Source organism: Paraburkholderia sp. HC6.4b (assembly GCF_014200875.1).
Classification (GTDB): Bacteria; Pseudomonadota; Gammaproteobacteria; order Burkholderiales; family Burkholderiaceae; genus Paraburkholderia; species Paraburkholderia tuberum.
The window spans coordinates 30632-50707 of record NZ_JACHDC010000031.1 but is presented as its reverse complement, the minus strand read 5'-3'; the positions used below and the strand labels follow the sequence as shown (position 1 = coordinate 50707).

Sequence of the window (20076 nt, the reverse complement as noted above, 5' to 3'; positions counted from 1 at the left end):
ATCGTGAGGTCTCACGATGTTCGAGATCGAAGTCTTATTATCCGAACAAGCGCGACCACGCCGCGCGTATGCGGCGCGCGCGGTCCTCGAACAGGTACGACGCAGCGAGCGCGAACAGGCCTGACATGACCCCCGTCGCGACGTGTTCGAGAACATGAAAGCGGTACTGGCTCAAATGAGAGTAGGCATCGCCGATAGCGGTCAGGCAACCGACGAGCAGTGCGTTGCTATAGCGATTCCCGTACCACTTCGCCGCCGGCGTGAAGGTGAGCAGCAGGGCGAGCACACCGGTGAGCAGCCCGGTTTTGAATGCGATCGCCCAGTGCGTGAGGCTCATGATGTTGCCCCAGCTCCCCGGCATACAGGTCATGCACGCGCTGGTTGGCTGCCAGAAACGCTGGATAAACAGTTTGAAGCGGCGTTTCCATGCGCTTCCCATGATGTACTCCACGATATCCAGCGCGAGATTTCACGCAGACATGGTACATCGCGAGCGTGGCGTGGCGTGTGATGAGCGTTCCCACCTGATGGATCCGACAGGCAAACGCCAAAGGCTATGACGACCGATCGCGATTACGCGCACGCGTGGCGCCCGTAATCACCGCAATGCCGAGCAGGATCACGGCCACGATTGCGATGATGTGCTGCGCGACATGCAGCGCCATCAATCCCCACGCGACGCCGCCAATGAAAATGATCCATCCGACCAGATAGATGAGCAGGGTCATCGATTTCTCCTTGTGGTTCCGGCCAATGGCGCCGGTTGCCCGCGCTGCTAGATTTACCGTGCGCTCCGATGATCCGCTGACAGCACTCCTAGCGGCGCATGGCGCGGTGCACACGACGCCCTCGCCGCAAAAGCGATCAACGGGTCTATCTCCGAGCACATTGCGCGCCTGATCGTCAGACGCAAGGACGAGCCGAGCTATCAGGGCAAGTTCACGGGCGCGCGTCGGTACTGCTGCCGCGGCCTCACAGCAGCGCTTACTGGCCGAGTTGCCAGCGCAGGATGGGGTGGGTCGCGCCGGCAGGCATGACCCACGCGCCGGTTGGACTGAAATCCCACGATGCGTCGAAGCTCGCCGGGTTGCTCATTTGAGCAGTCGTGAACCCGTTTGACGCGGGCAGTTGCGACACGTCTCCAGTGCTCACCGTACGTGTCGTCGTCTCTTTGTCCCAGTAGACATTGCCTGCAATCGTTCCGCTGGCGCCGTATGCCACGATTCCCCCGTAAGTGCCGTAGCCCGGGCCTTGGTAGGAAGGTCCTAGCACCGGACCAACCGCGAACGACTGCTCGATCACGCCGCTATTCGCGAACGCCAATCCGCCAGCCGCAAAAAGCCCTAACACCCTGCCGGCGGCATAAGACTGTGACACCGTGCCACTGTTGATGCCGACGAGTCCGCCCGGTTCCATCCGCACATCTCCGCTAACATCCGCGGTAGTAAATGATTGAACGATCCGGCCGGTGTTGACGCCGACGAGCCCCCCTGCCTCGCCGGCATCATTCACTGAAGCGCTGCTCCACGAGCGCTCGATGAGACCATCATTGGTGCCCACCAAACCGCCGATCGGAACGTTCCCATAGTGGGGCGACGTACGCAGGCCGGTCGTATACGCGTAGGTGATCAACCCCTGGTTCCGGCCGGCCAGTATGCCGTACGTGACAGAGATGGGATCGTTGAACGAAATGTCGAAGATGGCCGTAAGTTCGCTGTTCGTCATGCCGACGTTGCGTACGGCGCCCGTGCTCCCGATTTCGCCGAACAGGCCAAGCGACCGGGTACCCGACGGCGAGTAATACTCCTGCTGACTGAAGTGGTCGATCACATGTCCCATGCCGTCGAACTGGCCTGAAAAAGGTGTTGCCGCGCTGCCGAGCGAGATGAAGTCGACGCCGCCGGAGGGGGTGGAAGAGAGATTCGTCGCACTCGCGTCAATATCCTTGCCGAGCGCATAGTTGCCGGTCAGATCGAGCGATATGTTCTGCAGGTCGGAAAGCGAATTGACGAGCTTGTAGCCGGTCACTTGCGTGAGAAGACCGCTATAGGGCGCGGCAGTCCACGCGGTATTCGAGCGGATGATTCCTGGGCTGTAGCTGCCGTTCATGTCATAGAACGAACTCACCGAACCGGTACTTACCGACCAGTCGATCGTGCCGCGGTTGGTCACGCTGGCTGCGTTGTCGATGCCCGTCACGTCGGCCCGCAAACTCAGGTTGCCACTGCCGGTGCTCCTGAGCGTCGTCGCAGGTGCGATCGTCACGTTGCCAAAAGCCGCGAGCGATAACGACGCCGGTCCTCGCCAGTTGAGATTCGACGCAACCGTCATGTCGCCGCTTGCGCCGTTCGTGCCGGTCGCGGTTGCATCGACGGACGTGCCGGCGTTCAGACTGCGCATGAAGGCGTCGGCTGTGCCGCGATCGATCGTGAAGTTTGGCGTCGACGCGTTCCAAAGCCCTGCTCGCACGCGGGCGCCATGCGCCAGCGTGAGTGTGTCGGCAAGCGTATCGACGGTGCCGCCGCTGCCGTCGGCATTCGTTGCGGCGATCGTGCCTTGCTGCGTAACGTGCCCGTTGTCGGCGACCAGCCAGATGTGGCCGCCACGCATCGCCGTGCCCGTCGCGCGGATACGCGAGCCACCACCTGCAAGGGCATAGATATTCCCGTCGGCCGCTTCCAGATTGATCTGCGCGGCTTGCGTGGCACCGCGATCTATCACGGTCCCTGTGCTGCCTATCTGCACGAATACCTGCCTGCTGCCCGACGATTCGAGCAACGCCACTTGCTGCCCCGTGACGAATTCCGCGGTGCCGTTCGGTGCGCTGACCGAGCCCGCATTGACCACGACACCGCGTGCAATCAGGAAAACATCGCCTCCGCTGGAACTGATGTTGCCGAGATTCACTACATTGCCATTCGATGTGCCCGTGAGCGTGAGCGTCCCGCCATTCACGAAGGGTGTATTCGGCAGATCGAGTGTTGAAGCAACGAATCGTCCGCCGGTAGTGATAGTCCCGCTACGACCCACCACGATGCCTTGCGGGTTGATCAGATACACGCTGCCAGTTGCCTTCAGGCTGCCGAGAATCGCGGAAGGCGCGCAGGCCGTCACGCGGTTGAGCGTTGCGCCCGAACCGTTGTCGAAGTTAACGGCGCTGCCTTTGCCGATCGAGAAGCTGCTCCAGTCGATCACGCCGCGAGTCGAGTTCGGCTGCGTGACGGTGATCACGTTGCCCTGACCGGCGATGGTTCCCGCCCCGGCAACATAGTGCCCGCCCTGCGGAAGCACGCCACCGGCAAAGGCCGCGTGCGCCAACGACAATCCAGCGATGAAGGGTGAGATGTGTTGAGACGGATGTCGGCGATAGAGTGCGCGCAGTATCGGACGACTTAATGACAATGGCGTCATATGTCCCCCTTCCGCGGAAGTTGGACGCCATCGGCCCGCAATCCGACCGGAGTCGCGTGAACCGTGGTGAGCCCACACGCAGAATATTAGTCAGCTTGTCCGAGAGATACCAGCGAATCCCGCACTTGCCGCCTACGCAGGTCGTCCCGCACACGACGAGCGACCAGCACCGTCAGGTAGTCCGTGATTCGTGCACCTTCGCTGTATTCAATCCACGTCTGCGCGTACATCTGCGAGACCGTTTCCTCAGGAGTGTCGGTAGCGGCGGCAATCTGCCTGATGACATCCTCGACGTTGCGCGTGACCATGGCTTGCTCCGAGCGTGCGGTGATAAAGAACCGTCACACACACGTTACCCGCCTCTATGCGTCAGTCAATTGACCTGCGTCAATTGACTTCGTCCATGATCGATTACAAGCTGTTTGAGGCGGGTGGCATCGAGGCCTTCACTGAAACACCGGTTTTCCCGACGCGTCCTTGACCTTGGTCTTCCATTGCGCGCGGATTTCCGACACGACCGAATCCGGCAGCGAAATGTAGTCGAGATCGCTGGCAGCCTGCCCGCCGTTCTTGAACGCCCAGTCGAAGAACTTCAGCGTTGCCGCGCCTTGCGCCGGCTTGTCCTGCGTCGCATGCAGCAGCACGAAGGTCGCGCCGACGACTGGCCACGCGTCCTTGCCGGGCTCGTTCGTCAGGATCTGGTAGAAGGTCGTCTTCCAGTCCGCGCCCGAGGCGGCCGCCTTGAAGGTTTCGGTCTTCGGCGCAACCACGATACCGGCCGAATTCTTCAGGCTGGTGTAGATCATGTTGTTTTGCTTCGCATATGCCCACTCGACGTAACCGACCGCGCCCGGCAGGCGTTGCACGAACGCGGCAACGCCGTCATTGCCCTTGCCGCCCGTACCGGTCGGCCAGTTCACCGTCGTGCCTTCGCCGATCTTCGACTTCCACTCCGGGTTCACCTTCGACAGAAAGTTCGTCCAGATGAAGCTCGTGCCCGAACCGTCGGCGCGGCGCACCACGGCGATGTCCGTATCTGGCAGCTTCATACCCGGATTCAGCGCGGCGATCGCCGGATCGTTCCATTTCTTGATCTTGTTCAGATAGATGTCGCCAAGCACGGCACCCGACAGAATGAGTTGACCCGGCTTCACGCCGGGCAGGTTCACGACCGGCACGACGCCGCCGACCACGGTCGGGAATTGGAACAGGCCAGTCTTCGCCAGTTCGTCGTCCTTCATCGGCGCATCGGAACCTGCGAAATCAACGGTCTTCGCGATGATCTGCTTGATGCCGCCCGCTGAACCGATGCCTTGGTAGTTGACCTTGCCGCCTCCCGCCTTTTGGTAGGCGTCAGCCCACTTGTTATAGATCGGGGCCGCAAAAGTGCTGCCCGCGCCGGTGATGTTGACGGTTTGCGCTTGCGCGGCCGCAAGCGGTAGAGCAACGGCAAGAACTGCAATTCCTCGTTTGAACAGCATGGTTTGCCTCCACGAGATTGACTGACCGGTTCAATGGTTGCAGCAAGCTACGCGCCGCGATCCCTCTCTTGCGCATTCCGCAGGCCCGGCGTGCCCATCGCCGCGTCGAGCCTTGCCATCGGCTCGAACGTCTAAACTTAGGCGGTTCGAATGACATTTCGTTGACAACTGCGGCGCGGCGTTCAGACAGTCTGATTGCGGCGTCGTTCAGCAATGCGGTTGGCTTTGCCGCGTTGAAGGATGGAATCTCACGGACAGGCTTCGGCTTCTGCATAGTACCGGTTCGGCGCGGGAAAAACTCCGGTGATGACTTCGATCAGAAAGGGGCCGTCATATTGACAAGCTTCACTCAGTACACCATCAAGCTCGTCGATGCGCTCAACCGCGCGCGCGGCCACACCGATCGACGATGCAAAAGCCGACCAGCTATGACAGGGCAATTTGGTGAACTGCTCTGAAATCGAACCACTCCTGATAGCGTCGATATGGATTGCGCCATGTGCGGCGTTGTTCAGAACCACATAGATCACCTTGACTCGGTATCGAGCCGCGGTCTGAATCTCCATGCCGTGCATCATCATGCACCCGTCGCCGGTCACCACGACACACGGGCGTTCTGGGGCCGCAAGCTTGACGCCGATTCCGGCTGCGATGGCCCAGCCCATCGGGGCGAGCGAGCTCGACGAAAAGTAGTTGCCCTTACCTGACGACAGCCAGTAATGGGCCATGAAGATGCGGTGGGCTCCGGAATCCACCACGACGTTGCTGTCCTTCGGCAGAATCCGGCACAAGTGCTTAACTACGTCTCCAGGATATAGCGCTTCGTCACCGCTGGAAACTCGGTCTCCTAACTGCTCGAACCGGTGGTCGTACAGGGGGGTCTCGTTGATCTCGGCAATCCACCCCTTTCTTCTTTGCAGTGCTTGCGGCAGCCCGGGACGGTTGTCCGCGGCTTTCTGAGCCAGCAACCGGAAGCTCGCGGAAATTCCGGAGAAGATTCCTTGACGCGAAATGTGCCCCATCGCCGGTGAATCGAAGCTGTCATCAAAGATGAATAGCTCCTTCCCCCCTGTCAGCCTCCTGCTCCAGTTCATGCTGTCTCGCTGGTTCAGGTCGCTACCAAACACGACTAGTACATCAAGTTCGTCGGAGTTGATCACCCGTGCAGCGCGCGAATGACTTGAAAATCCGTACACACCCAGTGCAAGGGCATGTTGCTCAGGAAATGCACCTTTTCCCGATAGTGTCGTTGCGACTGGAATGTGAAAGCCTTCGGCAACCTCGAGAAGAAGCTTTGCAGTTTCCGCATCATTGCCGCGACTTCCGACCAGAAACGCGACTCTCTTCGACTGAAACAGATACTGATCGCACAGGGCATCGAGAGCGGCGCGGTTCGCGGGCACTTCGCATGCGTTAAATTCGCGGTGAGCGTAGGGTTGCCGTGCCACCTCCTGACCGGGCAGGACATCCTGCTTTTGAACGTCTACGGGGATACTGATGAATGACTGCGCTCGACGCATCCAGTTCAACCCTTCGATCGCACGACGCATCTCGGCCTGAGTATTTTCCTTGTTCTTTAGCTCGACGATATCCGTCACCAGACTTCTGACCACGCCGCTTTCAAAAATGCCTCCGGGCGTGGCATCCTGGAACGCCCCTTTGCCTTCCGCGTGCGACGAGATCCCGCCGGCAATATAGAGCATCGGAATCCGGTCTGCGTGAGCGGCCGCCATGCCGGGCACGAAATTCATCGTGCCTGGGCCGGAAATCCCTGCGCAAACACCGAATTTCCGGCTGGCGCGGGCATAGCCATCGGCCATGAAAGCACTGCCAGTCTCATGAGCGCCTACGATTCCGCGAATCAAAGGGGAGTTGTCGATTGCGTCCAGCAGCGGATAGATCAGTTTTCCCGGGACCAGGAACACGTGGTCTATTCCGGCGGACTCCAACGAGTTCACAACCATTGTCGAGACATTGAGCGGAGCGTTTGATCCCATAGTTTTGATTACGATCTCACGAGTTACCGTTAATCGAATCTCACCGCTGCGCATCTGCCCGTCACGCGCTGCCTGTCGGAGCGGCGCGAGACGAGATCGGCGATGGCCAGTGCGCGGAGACGGCGAGACGACATTCAAGGCGCTGCACGTCGAGTGCAGTCGCGCATCACGCTATTTCCTCGAACCCGCTTGACCGGCGGGCCCGGGTGTCTCCGTCCACAATCACACGCCCTGGCTGCACTGTTGATCATCCACGCTGCCTGCGTGCCTGAGGCAGTCGCCGCGCCGCATTGATAGCCATCCGGCGCACGTGTATCGCGGATCTTCGCCCGCTCGACTCCCGCGGGGCTGGCACGCGCCGACGGTATGAATCGACGTCATCCAGCACCCGGAACCGGTCGGAATCGCTCAGAATTTCTGCCAGTCCGTCTCAGTCGCGGCGGCGAGGACTACCGGACGTTCTGAAGAGGGGACTGGTCTCCTCGCAAGCTTTGCCGGTGTTACAGCAGAGGACGGGGCGCGGTTCAGGGCCGTCCGTTGCGGTACTGCCGCTTGCGTCGTCGCTCGCGATGAAGCAGCCTTCTCGCCATCGACCTTGAAAAAAGCGACCGTCTTGCGCAGGCTTTCCGCTTGCCGGGCCATTGTCTGGGCTGCCGCCGACGCCTCTTCGACAAGCGCAGCGTTTTGCTGTGTGACCTGGTCCATCTGGTTGACTGCCTGATTGACCTGTTCGATACCAGTGCTTTGCTCGCTCGATGCCGACGAGATTTCACCCACGATGTCGGTCACGCGCTTCACTGACTGCACGATTTCCTTGATCGCACCGCCCGCTTCTTCGACGAGCATCGAGCCTGCCTCCACCCGGCTGACAGAGTCGGAGATCAACTCCTTGATTTCCTTCGCGGCAGTCGCACTGCGCTGCGCGAGCGTGCGGACTTCACCCGCAACGACAGCGAAGCCCCGCCCCTGTTCTCCCGCGCGGGCCGCTTCGACCGCTGCGTTCAGCGCGAGGATGTTGGTCTGGAAGGCGATGCCTTCGATGACGCCGATAATCTCGGACATCGTGGCCGAGCTGGTGGAGATGTCACGCATTGTCTCAACCACGCGCCCGACGATCTCGCCGCCATGTTGCGCGACGCTCGAGGCGGTACCCGCGAGCGTGGCAGCCTGGGTTGCATTGTCCGTGTTGTGGCGGACCGCCGCAGTCAGTTCCTCCATGCTGGAAGCCGTTTCTTCGAGCGACGCCGCCTGTTGCTCCGTGCGACTCGACAGATCCAGATTGCCTTGTGCGATCTGCGCACTCGCAGTCGCGACACCTTCGGCGTTCTCGCGCACCTCTGATACGACCCGCACCAGGGCGTCGCACATGGCTTTGAGCGACGCCATCAGGCTGTTCGTGTCGCCGGGCCGCAGGGCGATACTGATGTTCAGGTCGCCGGCCGCCACGCTTCTGGCCACAGCAGCAGCCGTCGCCGGCTCCGTACCCAGTTGCCGCGTTACGCTACGCATCATCCATATGCCGATTCCCACGCCGATCGACACGGACATCGCCACGAAGACCAGCATCAAAGTCCGACCTTCCTCGTACACGGCATCGTTGGCTTCAGCTGTCCGTTGCGCGTCGGCCTGTTTCAGGGCAACCAGATTGCCCATCAGCACGAGGGTCTTGAAGCCTTTGTGGTGGTACTCGCCCAGCATGTATTCGGTCAGGCTGTCCCGGTCCCCTAACGCCGCCGCGTTGATCTTGCCTTTCATTTCATTGAAGGCCTGGATGTAGTCCTGCCAACCTTGATCGAGGTCGGCGAACGTAGCCTTGCCTTTGTCGGTATAGACGAGCGGCTCCGCCTGATTGAGGTGCTCGCGTGACGAGGCAAAGGCCTTGTCAGCTTGATCGAGCGAGCCAGCCCGCTGTGCGGCCGTCGTGGCCAGAACCGCGTTGCGCAGATAGGTGCCGACTCTCAGTACGTCGGCGTTGGCCTGCTGTATCAGGTTGAGCCCGACAAGGTCCTGCCGATACGTCTTGTCTGCGTTCGCACTGATCTCCGCCATGTTGTGCAGGCCGATCCCGCTGACAACAGCGCTGATGATCGAAACCAGGATGAAAGCGCTGATCAGCTTGGCGCCGAGTTTCATATTGCCGAAATTCATAGTTCGCTTTGTTGAGAATGTAAGAACCCGAACGGATAAGCAGGTACCTCACCGCTTTGGCGCCCGCTATAACACAAGGCCATACCGACGCGAAATGCAGTACCGGACATAACTGGTTATCGGCAATACGCTCTCATTCTTCAGGTGAATAGCGGGATTATCGCGAAGATTTTTTTACGTCCCTATGAGAGAAACAGGAGTGCTCTATTTTGAGCCGATGAAAGTGCCAATCGGTGCACGCACTCGTGCCGACCGCACTCGCTTGGTGCAAAGCTTTTGGTCGCCCCGAACATGCACGCTCTATGTCTTTAGCTAAATATAATATTTATCGTTTGCATAGCCCGGTGATAGCCTGAATTCGTCCCACAGGCGTGCACCGCGTCACGTCTGCTTGCGCGGGTCTGGACCGAAGAGCGCATTAGCGACGAACAACCGCGCTGAGATTCATTCTATTTCGAGATGTTTATATCGATTCAATATTTAAGTTTTGCATCTTCCGGAGCAGCCGCACAGGCATGCAACACGCGCCGAAATTTTATCCAGGAGGCCCTATGAGCAATTGGATCGCGCAGCTTTTCCGGCATTTGACTGCGGGTGTGTATGTGATCGGCGTAGCGGACGGCGAGCGCCGCAATGCGTTCACCGCAAGCTGGCGTACCGACGTGACCGGCGCGCCGCTGCCGCTCGATGCGCTCGCGCATTTCGACTGCCGGGTGACCGGCGACATCGAGGCGGGAGATCATCGGCTGATAGTTGGGCGCGTCGTCGATGGCGCGCTAGCCGGCGCGGACGGCGACCCGTTGATCTACGCGCAGACTGGCAATCTCGACATGAGCGAGGATCTTTATCCGGAGACGTTTTCGTAGTTGGCTGGCGTGATGGCTGCTCAATGCCAGTGCCCGCCATGTCCTCCGTGCCAGTGGCCGTAATAGCCGCCACGGCCATAGCCACCGCCCCAGTAGCCTCCGATCACCACTGACGGTCCCCACCATCCGTAGTAGCCCGGCCATGAATAGCCATAGGGATAGCCGTAATAGCCGGGATAACCGTAATAGCCCGGATAACCGTAATACCCGGGATAGCCGTAATAAGCAGGCGCAGGTACCGCGACGTACGTGCAATTCTGTCCCGACAACGGCAAGTCGTTTGGCGCCGGATTCGCGGCCGCCGTACCGCTCGCCGGCACAGGCGCGTTGCCAGACGATGCTTGCGCGGGGCCAGTGGCAGTGGCGCTGGTGCAGGCGTAATAGCCACCGGCTCCCGGATAGTACGAATAAGGACCGTAATAGACGCAGCCAGACAACACACATACGCCCGCCACGCCAGTGCATAGACCAACGATTCCACAACGCATGATCGCTCCCCCTATCCGGGCGCAGCGCAGCCGTCTCGACACGGCGTGTTTTTATTCTAGTCTTCGAATCCGGTCTCGGGTACGGGTCTTGCGATCGGCAGGTATTCCGTGGAAATCAGGAGTTTTGACATGAACCCGCTCGATCCTCTCGACCCGAACGCCTCCGCGACTCCCGTACAGCCCAGCGCCGGCGCACGTATCGCCGGCGCCGGCGTCGGCGACGGTCCCGGACCCGAGGTCATGGCCGCCGCGACGCTCGACGGCAACAAGGTGATCTCTTCCGATGGCCAGGACCTCGGCAAAATCTCCGACATCATGCTCGACGTGCGCAGCGGCCGCATCGCGTATGCGGTGCTGACGGAGGGCGCTTTTCTCGGCATCGGCGGGACCTTGCACGCGATCCCGTGGCGTTCGCTGACGCTCGACACGGACCGCAAGTGCTTCCAGTTGGACGCCACGGCCGAGCAGGTGAAAAGCTCGCCGGGCTTCGACAAGGACCATTGGCCGGCGATGGCCGATCGCGCATGGGGGACGTCGGTCCATCAGTTCTATCATCGCGAACCGTACTGGGAAGCGACGCGCAGCGTCGTCGAAAGCGATCCCGCGACACGTGTCGATCCGACGAGCGGAATCTGAAGACACGCATCGCGACGCTCGAGCACCGCTACCTCGCACGCGTTGCCTGTTGCGGCGAGCACGCGAGGCGCGGTGCGCTGTTACACCCCGATGGTCCGCGTCGTCTTCAGCGCGATCCACGTCATGCCTTCGCGCAAGCCTTCGAGTACCGCTTCTCTTTCCACGGCGAACACCTGCGACTGATGAAAGGTGCGTTCGAAGTCACCCTCGGGCGACACATGTTTGACATGGATCGTCGACAGAAACCCGCCTTCCTGCGCCTCCCGCGTCTCGACGCTCACGGACCAGGTTCCTTCCTGCGCGTTTGCTGATATGGCCATTGGATGCTCCTCGGGGTTGTCGCGAGCGACTGCCATCGTCAGCGTAATGGCCCGCAACGCCTCTCTCGTTGATCCACGTCAACCGTCAACACGAACCATGAGTCACGCTCGACGTCGTTCGCTTTCCCCGATACTTTCAGCTCCGTTTCAGACGCCCGCCATCGCGTGAAAACCCTGCCGGGAAAACGCGCAATGCCTCTTGCACGCGGCGTGCTTGGCGCGCCGCGCGCACCGATTTCGCGCCCCTCGCCCCGACGTTTCGCGGTAAGCTTTGCGACGGTATCCGCGTCACGAGTTCGTGCCGGTGCGGCAACGCTGCCCTCATGATCGACGAACGTCGGAGTTCATCATGTGGTACGCCTTCATCGATGCACAGCAACGCCTCGCGCGCGCGATGGTCGGGGGAGTTCTGTCCGAACCGGAGTCGGGGCCGCGCCCGCAAGCGGGCTGGCTCGGCCCGGAACAGGCGGCCGACGCGTTCAGCTACTGGCTGCTGAGATCCGCCTGCGCTTTCGAACGAACGCCGACATTCGCGATCCACTCCGTTGCCGGCAACGGTAGCCGCGTTACCGTCGACGAAAGCGTCGTCGCCTCCTTGCCGCTCGGCGCGCTGCTCAGGTTCAAGCGCAACCCCTCTACACCCCCTACCGACGCCAAACTGCCGGTGCTGTTGTGCGCGCCCCTCGCCGGACATCACTCAGTCATGCTGCGCGAGACCGTCGAAACGCTGCTCGAGGAACGTGACGTGTTCGTGACCGATTGGGCCGACGCGCGCGACGTGCCGCGCGAAGCGGGCCCGCTATCGCTCGACGACTACGTGCACGCGCTCGAAAGCTTCGTCGGCGCCGCCCGCGCGTTCGGTTCGCCGGTTCATGTGATCGCGATCTGTCAGGCGAGCGTGCCTGCGCTCGGCGCCGCGGCGCTGCTCGCCATGGACGAGGCGGCGCCGATCGCGAGCCTCTCGCTACTCGGCGGCCCGATCGATACCCGTTTGAACCCGACCATCACCGACCGCTTCGCCAGTTCCCATTCGCTCGAGTGGTTTCACGACCATGCGATCGATATCGTTCCACCGCCCTATTGCGGCGCGGGGCGTCTCGTGTATCCGGGCTTCATCCAGCAGACCGCGATTTTTGCCGCGCATCCGGAGCGGCAGTTGCGACTCGAAGCGGATTACTGGTCCCGATGGCTCGCCGGCGACATGCCCGGTGCGCAGCGGGCGCTGCGCTCGGCAAACGAATATGCCGCAGTGCTCGACATGGCGGAGTGCTACTTCTTCGACATGCTTCGTGTGGTGTTTCACGAACATCTGTTGCCGCGCGATCTGTGGTCGGTCGCCGGGCGCCGGGTACGAATCGCCGCGCTGCGCGATACCCCGCTGTGCTCGATCGAGGGTGACAGCGACGAGATCACGGGCGCGGGGCAAACGCATTGCGCGCATGCGCTGTGCGATGCATCGCCGATGCGAGCCGCGCGGCAGCTCACCATCGAGCAGTGCAATCACTACGATCTCTTCATCGGGCCGCGTTGGCGCGATGCGGTTCACCCGGGGCTCTGCGAATTCTGGCGCGATGTCGAGCACGCCGCGTTGAAGGTTTGCCGGCCGCGCCGCGCGGCCAGGGGTTCGGCAAACCGCGAATCGGCGTGAGGTGACCGGGAAAACGTCGGCAGTCCGCATCTGACGAACGCCGAGCGTCACGTCACGACGCAAGTTCGTCAGTTCCCACGCTCGGTGCCGATCGCTGTTTCGAGGGTCATTTCCGCCACATCGAACGCGCGACGGATCGCCGCTTTGGCATCGTCGTCAGTGCAGTGCGCGACGGGCTTGAACTCGTGCGCGGGCGTGACCAGATCCAGCCTCACGTCATACAGCGGATGCGCCGATCCCGGACGCAACGCCTCGATGGCGAGATGGCAGTGCGACACGAGCGCGCCAAACCGCGCGAGACGCACCAGTTGCGCACCTGCTTCCGCTTCGAGCGGAGCGGCACCCGCGAAGCCAAGGTAGACGATCTGCATGTCGATGCCCATCTTCGCCTCCCCTTGCGAATGTCGATCGAACCTGTTCCGCGCAGACTCAGGATCCAGGCGCTTGCTATGAGGCTTATCTTGTTCTTGCCAGAAAGACGGTCATTGACGTGGGTCAAGCGCGGTGAAGGCGAGCACCCTCACTGCATATGCATACCCCCGTTAATCGCAATGTCCGCACCGGTGATAAAAGCCGCCTCCTCTGAGCATAGAAACACGATCAACGCCGCCACCTCGTCCGGACGTCCCAGCCGGCCGAGCGGAATCTGCGGCAAGATCTTCGTGTCGAGGATCTCGCGCGGCACCGCTTCGACCATCGCGGTCGCGAGATAACCGGGCGACACCGTGTTCACCGTGACGCCGTGCTTCGCGGTTTCGAGCGCAAGTGCCTTCGTGAAGCCGTGCACGCCCGCTTTGGCAGCTGAATAATTGGTTTGCCCGTAGGCGCCGCGCGAACCGTTGACCGACCCCACGTTGACGATGCGGCCGTGGCGCCGCTCGAGCATGCCGGGCAACAGCGGCTTGCTCATGTTGAACAGGCCATCGAGATCGGTGCGCAGCACGGCGTCCCAGTGCTCCTTGCTCATCTTCGCGAAGCTCGTGTCGTGCGTGATGCCCGCGTTGTTGATCAGCACGTCTACCGCGCCCAGTTCGGTCAGCACGCGTTGCGCGCAGCGCGCGCATGAATCGAAGTCGGCGATGTCGGCTTCGTACGCGTGAAAGTCGCGCCCCGTGTCGCGCTCGTGCTGCAGCCATGTCGACACGTGATCGTTGTGCGTCGAGTGCGTCACCGCGACCGTCATGCCCGCGTCATGAAGCGCCCGGCTGACCGCCGTGCCCAAACCGCCCATCCCGCCTGTGACCAATGCCACGCGATCCGTTCCCATCTGAACTCCTCCTTGCCGTGTCTGCCATTGACGGTGCGCGCGCCGGCCTCGCCGGCTCGCGCGGCTAAACGACGCCCGCGAACGGCAGCGCGTTCTGCGAGCTCCACCACCATGCGCTCAGGCCGCCCGCGAGCGGCGCGACGCCTGGCGCGATGCCGTACGCCGCCTGCCACCCCGCATACCAGGCGGCGCAAGCGCGGTTGGCCTCGCCGAACCAGTCCGCCTCGCGCTGCGCGACGAAAGCGATCGACTTGCTCCAGTCGGCGAAGCACCGCTCGGCGTACTCGTGTGCCGCGCCCTGTGCGGTCTGATACGCCGCCGCGTAGTCGAGCCAGCCTTCGGGCGGTCCGGACGCCGTCGAGGTCCACGGTGAAGCGGGGCGCCCGGGCGGCGCATCGGATTCGGAAACCATGATCGCTGCCCTCCAGAGCACAGCATAGGATTGCCAGGCGCGCTTGCAAACCGTCGAGCGCGCCTACCACTGTATTGAGCGCGCGGCGGCCCGCGCTTGATCTGCATCAACAGCCGCGGCCGCCGGGCTCATAGACTCCATTTGACGACGGGCTCGAGCCTGCTTGTGCCCGTTTCCCCACGTTTCTGTCACGGAGCTTTGGCGATGAGCTACAAAAGCATTCTCGTTCACCTCGATACGAGCGTTCGTGCACATCCGCGCCTCGAAATCGCATTGCAGCTCGCACACCGCTTTCATGCGACGCTGACCGGCCTGTTTTCGACGTACGTGCCACCGCGGCACGCGTTCTTCGTGATGGCCGGCACCGCCGACTACTACGCGGAGCACGAGCGTCTGCGGCACGAGCGCGCCAGCGCGCTCGAGCGGCTGTTTCGTGCCGAACTCGCGCGCGCGAACGTCGACGGTCATTGGATCGCCGCGAACGGCTACGCGAACGACGTCGTGCCGCCCTATGCGCGTCTCGCCGATCTGATCGTGCTCGGGCAGACCGATCCGACCGATCCCGAGGCGTTCGTCGCCGAACAGTTCGTCGAGCACGTCGTGCTGTCGGCCGGGCGGCCGGTGCTGCTGGTGCCGTCGGGCGGCACCTTCGCGGCGCCCGGCCGCCACGTGCTGATCGCGTGGGACGGCAGCCGCGAAGCCACCCGCGCGATCCACGACGCGCTGCCGTTCCTCGCGCACGCGTCCACAGTGACGCTGCTGACGGTTCATTCGTCGGGCGATCGTCCGCCGCGCGACACGGTTCCGGGCGACGACATCGCACTCACCGTCGCGCGTCACGGCGTCAAGATCGACGTGCGCGAACTGAGCGTCGCGGACGGCACGCCGGTCGGCGACGCGCTGCTGTCGCAGGCGGCCGACCTCGGCTGCGACATGATCGTGATGGGCGCTTACGCGCATTCGCGTCTGCACGAAGTCGTACTGGGCGGCGCGACGCGCACGATGCTCGAGTCGATGACCGTGCCGGTGCTGTTGTCGCACTGAAGTGCGCGCTTAAGGAGTCCGCCATGTTTCACCGCCTACTCGTCGCGCTCGATGGCAGCGACACCGCCTCCCGTGCGTTCGACGCCGCGCTGACCCTTGCCGCCGAATCAGGCGCCGAGCTGCAGCCGCTGTACGTGATCGACGTGCCCGTCATCGCCTACGACGCGCCCGGCTTCGACCCTTGCGTGATCCAGGACGCCTTCATCGAGGAAGGCAAGCGGATCGCGGCCGATGCCCAGAGCCGGATGACCGCGCGCGGGATCAAGGGCACGGCCCGCACCGTCGAAGCCGCGATCACCGGCGAAGACGTCGCGCATCGCATCGTCGAGGCGGCGCTCGAATGGCACGCCGACGCGATCGTGATGGGCACGCACGGCCGCCGTGGTGTTCAACGACTGATGCTCGGCAGCGTCGCCGAGCGCGTGCTGCGCAGCGCCAGCTGCCCCGTGCTGATGGTTCCCGCGCACGCGAACGGCGCGACGCGCGATCAGTCAGTCCCGGCCTGCGCCGAAAACGAACTCACCTGAGCCGCGAAAACCGGCCTGCTGCGCGGCCGCTCCGACGCGATCGCGCCACGGCTGCGCGACGCGACGCTTCAGGGCCGCGCGTGCCCGTGTTCGTCATGCCGCACGATCAGCACCGGCTTGTCGGTCGCACGCACGAGCGACTCGGCGACGCTGCCGAGCAGAAAGCGCTGCACGCCGTGGCGGCCGTGCGTTCCCATCACGATCAGATCGGCTTCGATTTCGTCGGCGACGCGCGCGAGCACCGCGGACACGCTTTCGGCGTACGCGTCGATCACCCGCACGCCGCCGGGCACCTGCGCCTCGCGCATCAGCTCGCGCGGCGCATCGAGCGCGCGGCTGGCGAATTCTTGCGCCGCGGCCGCCGGTTCCGGCTCGAAAGCCACATCGGCATTGTCCGACCACTTGCCGTGCCCTACCACGCAGCAGGCTTCGAGTGTGGCGCCCGTCAGCTTCGCGAGCTTCAGCGCCTCGGCAAAGGCGCGCTGCGCGCTGGGACTGTCGTCGAGCGCAACCAGAATTCGTGCATACATGTTGGACTCCCTGTGAAAGCGCTGGCATGAACCGAAGCGGTGCCGTCGCGTGTCCGCGCCGACAGTGTGAAGCGCGCGCCGCCGCGCGGCTTGACGCAGGTCAATGGGTCTTTATCGGCTTGTTCCGTGATTACTTGATCAACTGCATGCCTGCGACCTTCGAAGCCGTCACGTCGAAAGTAGCCGTGTACTCGCACTCGGCTACATACCCCATCGCCAGCCATGCACTAGGAATATTCCTACAACACTACCCGAACTCCTAGCGCCGCTTAAATCCCCGCCGATATATTTCTGAGATGAGGTCGCCAATACTGGTCAGTATGGACACCGCTCCGCCAGCCACCTTATCGAGAGTCTTCCTCGTCGACGATGCGACCGAGGTCCGACGCCGGCTTGCTTGCCTGATCGCGCTGATTCCCGGCATCGAAATCGTCGGCGAGTCCGCCGGCGTCGAGCACACGTTCGACGACATCGTCGCGAGTCGCGCCGATGTCGCGGTGCTGGACCCGTGCTTCTCGGGCAAGACCAATCTGCTGCTGCTCGCGGCGCTGTCGCGGGTGCGGCCGTCCATCGTCAGCATCGTGTTGACCAATCATTGCACGACGGCGTTTCGCCGAGCGTGCGAAGCGGCGGGCGCCGACTTCTGCTTCGACAAGACCTCGGAGTTCGAACTCGCCTGCCGTGCCATCGAAGCGATTGCCTATGCGCGTCGTGCGCATCCGGTCTGACCGCCAGGAGCCGAGCATGCAAGTTGCCACAGTCTGTGAACCCCGCCACGACGCGCCCCGCACTTCGCACGTCGTACCGATCCACGTCGTGCCACGCACCGCGGCCACACGCTACGCCGTGCCGCGCTGCTCCACCTGCGCGATGCGCGCGATCTGCATGCCGCCCGAGCTGACATCCGACGAACTGAGCCGACTCGACACGTTGATCGGCTCGACGCGCTCGATCAAACGCGGTGATACGCTGTATCGCGCGGGCGATGCGTTTCAAAGCCTCTACGCGATCCGCGCCGGATCGTTCAAGACCGTGGTCATGCATCGCGACGGCCGCGAGCACGTGACCGGCTTCCAGATCGCCGGCGACTCGCTCGGCCTCGACGGCATCGGCGAGGGCAAGCAGAATTGCGATGCGATCGCGCTCGAAGACAGCGTCGTGTGCATCATTCCGTTCGCGCAGCTCGAGGCGATCTGTCGCGAGATGAAGCCGATGCAGCATCACATCTACCAGATGATGAGCAGCGAGATCGTGCGCGAGTCGAGCCAGATGATGCTGCTCGGCACGATGACCGCCGAACAGCGCGTCGCGACGTTTCTGCTGAACCTGTCGAAGCGCTTCAAGGCGCGCGGCTTTTCCGCGGCGGAGTTTCATTTGCGCATGACCCGCGAGGAAATCGGCTGCTTTCTGGGCATGAAGCTCGAAACGGTGAGCCGGATGTTCTCGAAGTTCCAGCGCGAGCGCCTCGTCAAGGCGAACGGCAAAACGATCCGCATCGAAGACGCGGAAGGACTGGCTCGGGTTTGAACGCCGACGCGTCGCTCGCCTCACGTTCGTTCGCGGGACATGCGGGGTGGAACAAGCGCTCCCGAACTGATATAACTCGGTGCGTTGCGGTGCGCGACCTTGCGTGACCACCCGGAGGAGCGATGGATCTGTCGAGCGGCGAGTCTTCCTGCTTCACCGGTGCGGCGTCCGTGTCGGATGTGCCCGTCGAGGATCGCTATTTCATGTTGATCGATGCGGTTCAGGACTATGCGATCTTCATGCTCGACGTGTCCGGCCGCGTGACCAGCTGGAATCCCGGCGCACAGCGCATCAAGGGCTACACGCCCGAAGAAATCATCGGCCAGCATTTCTCGAAGTTCTATACCCCGGAAGACATCGCGGCCGGCAAGCCCGCCCGCGAACTGGAAATCGCCGCAGCCGTAGGCCGCACCGAGGACGAAGGCTGGCGCGTACGTCGCGACGGCTCGCGTTTCTGGGCCAACGTGGTCGTTTCCGCCGTGCACGACGCGTCGGGCGCGCTGCTCGGCTTCGCCAAGATCACGCGCGACCTGACCGAACGTATGCGCCTCGCGGAACTCGAACGCGCGAATCAGGTATCCACGCACGTGCAGATCGCCCGCGAAAACGAGCAAAAACGTATGGCGCGCGAACTGCACGACGATCTCGGCCAACGGCTGACCGCGCTGAAAATGAGCGTCGCGCTGCTCGAAGCGAAGCTGAAAAGCCAGGCCGACACCGAGCCGCTGGCCGCGCAGACGCATGAACTGCAAAAGCAGATCGACTGGATGGCCGCTTCGCTGCGGCGTATCGCCGCCGATCTGCGGCCCCCGCTGCTCGACGACCTCGGGCTCGCCGCCGCGCTCGACTGGCTGGCCGAAGACTTCACGAAACGCTACGACGTGCGCTCGAGCGTGCATCTCGAACCGGCCGAGCCGGTGTGCGGCGAATTCGCGGCGACGGCGCTGTTTCGCATCGTTCAGGAGGCGTTGACGAACGTCGCGCGGCACGCCAAGGCCAGCTGCGTACGCATCGACATGACCTGCGCGGGCCCCATCGTATCGCTCGATATCGAGGATGACGGCGTGGGTGTCGCGCTGGATCGGTCGCAGGGAACAGATTCATTCGGTTTGCTCGGCATTCGCGAACGCGTGCGGCAGTTGCGCGGCAACGTGTCGTTCACCAGCTCGCCGGGCCATGGCTTCGGGATCTCGATCCAGATACCGGCCGACGCGCTCGCGTAATGTTCACGCGCTGCCGCGCCCCGCTGTCGCGGGTTACTCTGCGGGCGCATCCTCGGTGCTTGGCTCGCGCATGAGCAGCACCGGACAGGTCGAGAAACGCAGCACCCGCTCCGCCACGCTGCCGATCACGAGGCGCCGCACGCCGCGTCGCCCATGCGTGCCTAGCACAAGCAGATCGGCGTGGATCTGCTCGCCGTGGCGCAGCACGATCGCGGCGACGTCGTCGGACAGGCTCTCCGACTCGATCATTTCAGGGCGGCAAGGCACATCGGCGGCGGCGCAGGCCTGTTCGGCCTCCTCCAGCACCAATTGGCCGTCCTGGCGCAAGGCTTCGACGAGCGTGAGCGGGTCGTAATAGCCGGCATAGGAAAAGAGCGGCGTCTTGTCGACCACATAAACCGGATGCACGACGCCCTTCGTCAACGCGGCGAGATTCACCGCTTCTTTCAGCGCGCGTTTCGAGAAAGCACTGCCGTCTAGCGCGACGAGGATATGTTGGTACATGCCGATTCTCCACTGAGGTTGGATTTGTCAACGCGCGTGGCGCGCTC

22 protein-coding genes are annotated in these 20076 nt (G+C 62.7%); 8 read left to right on the top strand and 14 right to left on the bottom strand.

The genetic code is table 11. The features are described from left to right. Positions 1-37: 37 nt before the first annotated feature. From HDG34_RS35655 to HDG34_RS35625, 7 genes are all read right to left on the bottom strand, one after another. The gene (locus tag HDG34_RS35655) at positions 38-439 is read right to left on the bottom strand and encodes a hypothetical protein (RefSeq protein ID WP_090810890.1); all 402 of its coding nucleotides are present in this window, start codon (positions 437-439) and stop codon (positions 38-40) included. A 115-nt stretch (positions 440-554) separates the two neighbouring features. Further along, entirely contained in the window at positions 555-728 is a 174-nt protein-coding gene (locus HDG34_RS35650) for a hypothetical protein (RefSeq protein WP_013093753.1), read from the bottom strand. 256 nt (positions 729-984) lie between these two features. Continuing rightward, complete coding sequence (locus HDG34_RS35645; protein WP_184067875.1) at positions 985-3411, bottom strand: filamentous hemagglutinin N-terminal domain-containing protein; 2427 nt, start codon at positions 3409-3411, stop codon at positions 985-987. 86 nt (positions 3412-3497) lie between these two features. Beyond that, on the bottom strand, positions 3498-3719 hold the full coding sequence (locus HDG34_RS35640; RefSeq protein WP_184023913.1) for a DUF3562 domain-containing protein: 222 nt from the start codon (positions 3717-3719) through the stop codon (positions 3498-3500). A 138-nt stretch (positions 3720-3857) separates the two neighbouring features. Next, complete coding sequence (gene pstS / locus HDG34_RS35635; protein WP_184067872.1) at positions 3858-4892, bottom strand: phosphate ABC transporter substrate-binding protein PstS; 1035 nt, start codon at positions 4890-4892, stop codon at positions 3858-3860. Between the two features lie 248 nt (positions 4893-5140). Next, positions 5141-6856 (bottom strand): thiamine pyrophosphate-binding protein, encoded by a 1716-nt coding sequence (locus tag HDG34_RS35630; protein ID WP_260321443.1) that lies wholly within the window; start codon positions 6854-6856, stop codon positions 5141-5143. Positions 6857-7297: 441 nt separating this feature from the next. Beyond that, complete coding sequence (locus HDG34_RS35625; protein WP_184067869.1) at positions 7298-9037, bottom strand: methyl-accepting chemotaxis protein; 1740 nt, start codon at positions 9035-9037, stop codon at positions 7298-7300. Between the two features lie 551 nt (positions 9038-9588). Between HDG34_RS35625 and HDG34_RS35620 the strand changes: the two genes are divergently transcribed. Then, entirely contained in the window at positions 9589-9903 is a 315-nt protein-coding gene (locus HDG34_RS35620) for a flavin reductase (RefSeq protein WP_184067866.1), read from the top strand. 20 nt (positions 9904-9923) lie between these two features. Here HDG34_RS35620 and HDG34_RS35615 read toward each other — a convergent pair whose 3' ends face one another. Beyond that, positions 9924-10343, bottom strand: coding sequence for a hypothetical protein (locus HDG34_RS35615; RefSeq protein WP_409259713.1), 420 nt, complete (start codon positions 10341-10343; stop codon positions 9924-9926). 177 nt (positions 10344-10520) lie between these two features. Here HDG34_RS35615 and HDG34_RS35610 point away from each other — a divergent pair, with 177 nt between their 5' ends. Further along, the gene (locus tag HDG34_RS35610) at positions 10521-11027 is read left to right on the top strand and encodes a PRC-barrel domain-containing protein (RefSeq protein WP_184067860.1); all 507 of its coding nucleotides are present in this window, start codon (positions 10521-10523) and stop codon (positions 11025-11027) included. Positions 11028-11107: 80 nt separating this feature from the next. On the opposite strand, the gene HDG34_RS35605 is transcribed toward HDG34_RS35610, so the two are convergent. Further along, positions 11108-11347: a hypothetical protein gene (locus HDG34_RS35605; protein WP_090811852.1), complete on the bottom strand. Its 240-nt coding sequence runs from the start codon at positions 11345-11347 to the stop codon at positions 11108-11110. Between the two features lie 349 nt (positions 11348-11696). Between HDG34_RS35605 and phaZ the strand changes: the two genes are divergently transcribed. Then, entirely contained in the window at positions 11697-12995 is a 1299-nt protein-coding gene (gene phaZ / locus HDG34_RS35600; RefSeq protein WP_184067857.1) for a polyhydroxyalkanoate depolymerase, read from the top strand. A gap of 68 nt (positions 12996-13063) precedes the next feature. Here phaZ and HDG34_RS35595 read toward each other — a convergent pair whose 3' ends face one another. The 3 genes from HDG34_RS35595 to HDG34_RS35585 form a co-directional block, all read right to left on the bottom strand. After that, positions 13064-13378 (bottom strand): hypothetical protein, encoded by a 315-nt coding sequence (locus HDG34_RS35595; RefSeq protein WP_184067854.1) that lies wholly within the window; start codon positions 13376-13378, stop codon positions 13064-13066. A gap of 137 nt (positions 13379-13515) precedes the next feature. Continuing rightward, positions 13516-14262 (bottom strand): acetoacetyl-CoA reductase, encoded by a 747-nt coding sequence (gene phbB, locus HDG34_RS35590; RefSeq protein ID WP_184067850.1) that lies wholly within the window; start codon positions 14260-14262, stop codon positions 13516-13518. Between the two features lie 64 nt (positions 14263-14326). Then, complete coding sequence (locus HDG34_RS35585) at positions 14327-14674, bottom strand: polyketide synthase (protein ID WP_221309363.1); 348 nt, start codon at positions 14672-14674, stop codon at positions 14327-14329. A gap of 204 nt (positions 14675-14878) precedes the next feature. Here HDG34_RS35585 and HDG34_RS35580 point away from each other — a divergent pair, with 204 nt between their 5' ends. Together HDG34_RS35580 and HDG34_RS35575 are read left to right on the top strand one after the other, a co-directional pair. Continuing rightward, positions 14879-15718: a universal stress protein gene (locus HDG34_RS35580; RefSeq protein WP_184067848.1), complete on the top strand. Its 840-nt coding sequence runs from the start codon at positions 14879-14881 to the stop codon at positions 15716-15718. 23 nt (positions 15719-15741) lie between these two features. Next, positions 15742-16245 (top strand): universal stress protein, encoded by a 504-nt coding sequence (locus tag HDG34_RS35575; protein WP_184023896.1) that lies wholly within the window; start codon positions 15742-15744, stop codon positions 16243-16245. A 68-nt stretch (positions 16246-16313) separates the two neighbouring features. Here HDG34_RS35575 and HDG34_RS35570 read toward each other — a convergent pair whose 3' ends face one another. Continuing rightward, positions 16314-16775 (bottom strand): universal stress protein, encoded by a 462-nt coding sequence (locus tag HDG34_RS35570; RefSeq protein ID WP_184044907.1) that lies wholly within the window; start codon positions 16773-16775, stop codon positions 16314-16316. A gap of 320 nt (positions 16776-17095) precedes the next feature. Here HDG34_RS35570 and HDG34_RS35565 point away from each other — a divergent pair, with 320 nt between their 5' ends. The 3 genes from HDG34_RS35565 (at position 17096) to HDG34_RS35555 (ending at position 19525) form a co-directional block, all read left to right on the top strand. Next, the gene (locus tag HDG34_RS35565; protein WP_184067845.1) at positions 17096-17503 is read left to right on the top strand and encodes a response regulator; all 408 of its coding nucleotides are present in this window, start codon (positions 17096-17098) and stop codon (positions 17501-17503) included. A 16-nt stretch (positions 17504-17519) separates the two neighbouring features. Continuing rightward, positions 17520-18302 carry a fumarate/nitrate reduction transcriptional regulator Fnr gene (fnr, locus tag HDG34_RS35560; protein ID WP_184067842.1) on the top strand — a complete coding sequence of 261 codons (783 nt, stop codon included), beginning with the start codon at positions 17520-17522 and terminating at the stop codon, positions 18300-18302. Positions 18303-18424: 122 nt separating this feature from the next. Further along, positions 18425-19525, top strand: a complete 1101-nt coding sequence (locus HDG34_RS35555) for a PAS domain S-box protein (RefSeq protein WP_184067839.1) — start codon at positions 18425-18427, stop codon at positions 19523-19525. Between the two features lie 33 nt (positions 19526-19558). On the opposite strand, the gene HDG34_RS35550 is transcribed toward HDG34_RS35555, so the two are convergent. Then, a complete protein-coding gene (locus HDG34_RS35550) occupies positions 19559-20029 on the bottom strand; it encodes a universal stress protein (protein WP_184067836.1) in 471 nt (156 codons plus the stop codon). Between the last annotated feature and the right edge of the window lie 47 nt (positions 20030-20076).

What these genes read in the sequence shown, in the direction of transcription:
- fnr (WP_184067842.1), top strand. Translation starts at nt 17,520, where the DNA reads ATGCAAGTTGCCACAGTCTGTGAACCCCGCCACGACGCGCCCCGCACT.
- HDG34_RS35640 (WP_184023913.1), bottom strand. Translation starts at nt 3,719, where the DNA reads ATGGTCACGCGCAACGTCGAGGATGTCATCAGGCAGATTGCCGCCGCT.
- HDG34_RS35645 (WP_184067875.1), bottom strand. Translation starts at nt 3,411, where the DNA reads ATGACGCCATTGTCATTAAGTCGTCCGATACTGCGCGCACTCTATCGC.
- phaZ (WP_184067857.1), top strand. Translation starts at nt 11,697, where the DNA reads ATGTGGTACGCCTTCATCGATGCACAGCAACGCCTCGCGCGCGCGATG.
- HDG34_RS35555 (WP_184067839.1), top strand. Translation starts at nt 18,425, where the DNA reads ATGGATCTGTCGAGCGGCGAGTCTTCCTGCTTCACCGGTGCGGCGTCC.
- HDG34_RS35570 (WP_184044907.1), bottom strand. Translation starts at nt 16,775, where the DNA reads ATGTATGCACGAATTCTGGTTGCGCTCGACGACAGTCCCAGCGCGCAG.
- HDG34_RS35610 (WP_184067860.1), top strand. Translation starts at nt 10,521, where the DNA reads ATGAACCCGCTCGATCCTCTCGACCCGAACGCCTCCGCGACTCCCGTA.
- HDG34_RS35625 (WP_184067869.1), bottom strand. Translation starts at nt 9,037, where the DNA reads ATGAATTTCGGCAATATGAAACTCGGCGCCAAGCTGATCAGCGCTTTC.
- phbB (WP_184067850.1), bottom strand. Translation starts at nt 14,262, where the DNA reads ATGGGAACGGATCGCGTGGCATTGGTCACAGGCGGGATGGGCGGTTTG.
- HDG34_RS35550 (WP_184067836.1), bottom strand. Translation starts at nt 20,029, where the DNA reads ATGTACCAACATATCCTCGTCGCGCTAGACGGCAGTGCTTTCTCGAAA.
- HDG34_RS35630 (WP_260321443.1), bottom strand. Translation starts at nt 6,856, where the DNA reads ATGGTTGTGAACTCGTTGGAGTCCGCCGGAATAGACCACGTGTTCCTG.
- pstS (WP_184067872.1), bottom strand. Translation starts at nt 4,892, where the DNA reads ATGCTGTTCAAACGAGGAATTGCAGTTCTTGCCGTTGCTCTACCGCTT.
- HDG34_RS35650 (WP_013093753.1), bottom strand. Translation starts at nt 728, where the DNA reads ATGACCCTGCTCATCTATCTGGTCGGATGGATCATTTTCATTGGCGGC.
- HDG34_RS35575 (WP_184023896.1), top strand. Translation starts at nt 15,742, where the DNA reads ATGTTTCACCGCCTACTCGTCGCGCTCGATGGCAGCGACACCGCCTCC.
- HDG34_RS35585 (WP_221309363.1), bottom strand. Translation starts at nt 14,674, where the DNA reads ATGGTTTCCGAATCCGATGCGCCGCCCGGGCGCCCCGCTTCACCGTGG.
- HDG34_RS35620 (WP_184067866.1), top strand. Translation starts at nt 9,589, where the DNA reads ATGAGCAATTGGATCGCGCAGCTTTTCCGGCATTTGACTGCGGGTGTG.
- HDG34_RS35565 (WP_184067845.1), top strand. Translation starts at nt 17,096, where the DNA reads ATGGACACCGCTCCGCCAGCCACCTTATCGAGAGTCTTCCTCGTCGAC.
- HDG34_RS35655 (WP_090810890.1), bottom strand. Translation starts at nt 439, where the DNA reads ATGGGAAGCGCATGGAAACGCCGCTTCAAACTGTTTATCCAGCGTTTC.
- HDG34_RS35580 (WP_184067848.1), top strand. Translation starts at nt 14,879, where the DNA reads ATGAGCTACAAAAGCATTCTCGTTCACCTCGATACGAGCGTTCGTGCA.
- HDG34_RS35595 (WP_184067854.1), bottom strand. Translation starts at nt 13,378, where the DNA reads ATGGGCATCGACATGCAGATCGTCTACCTTGGCTTCGCGGGTGCCGCT.
- HDG34_RS35605 (WP_090811852.1), bottom strand. Translation starts at nt 11,347, where the DNA reads ATGGCCATATCAGCAAACGCGCAGGAAGGAACCTGGTCCGTGAGCGTC.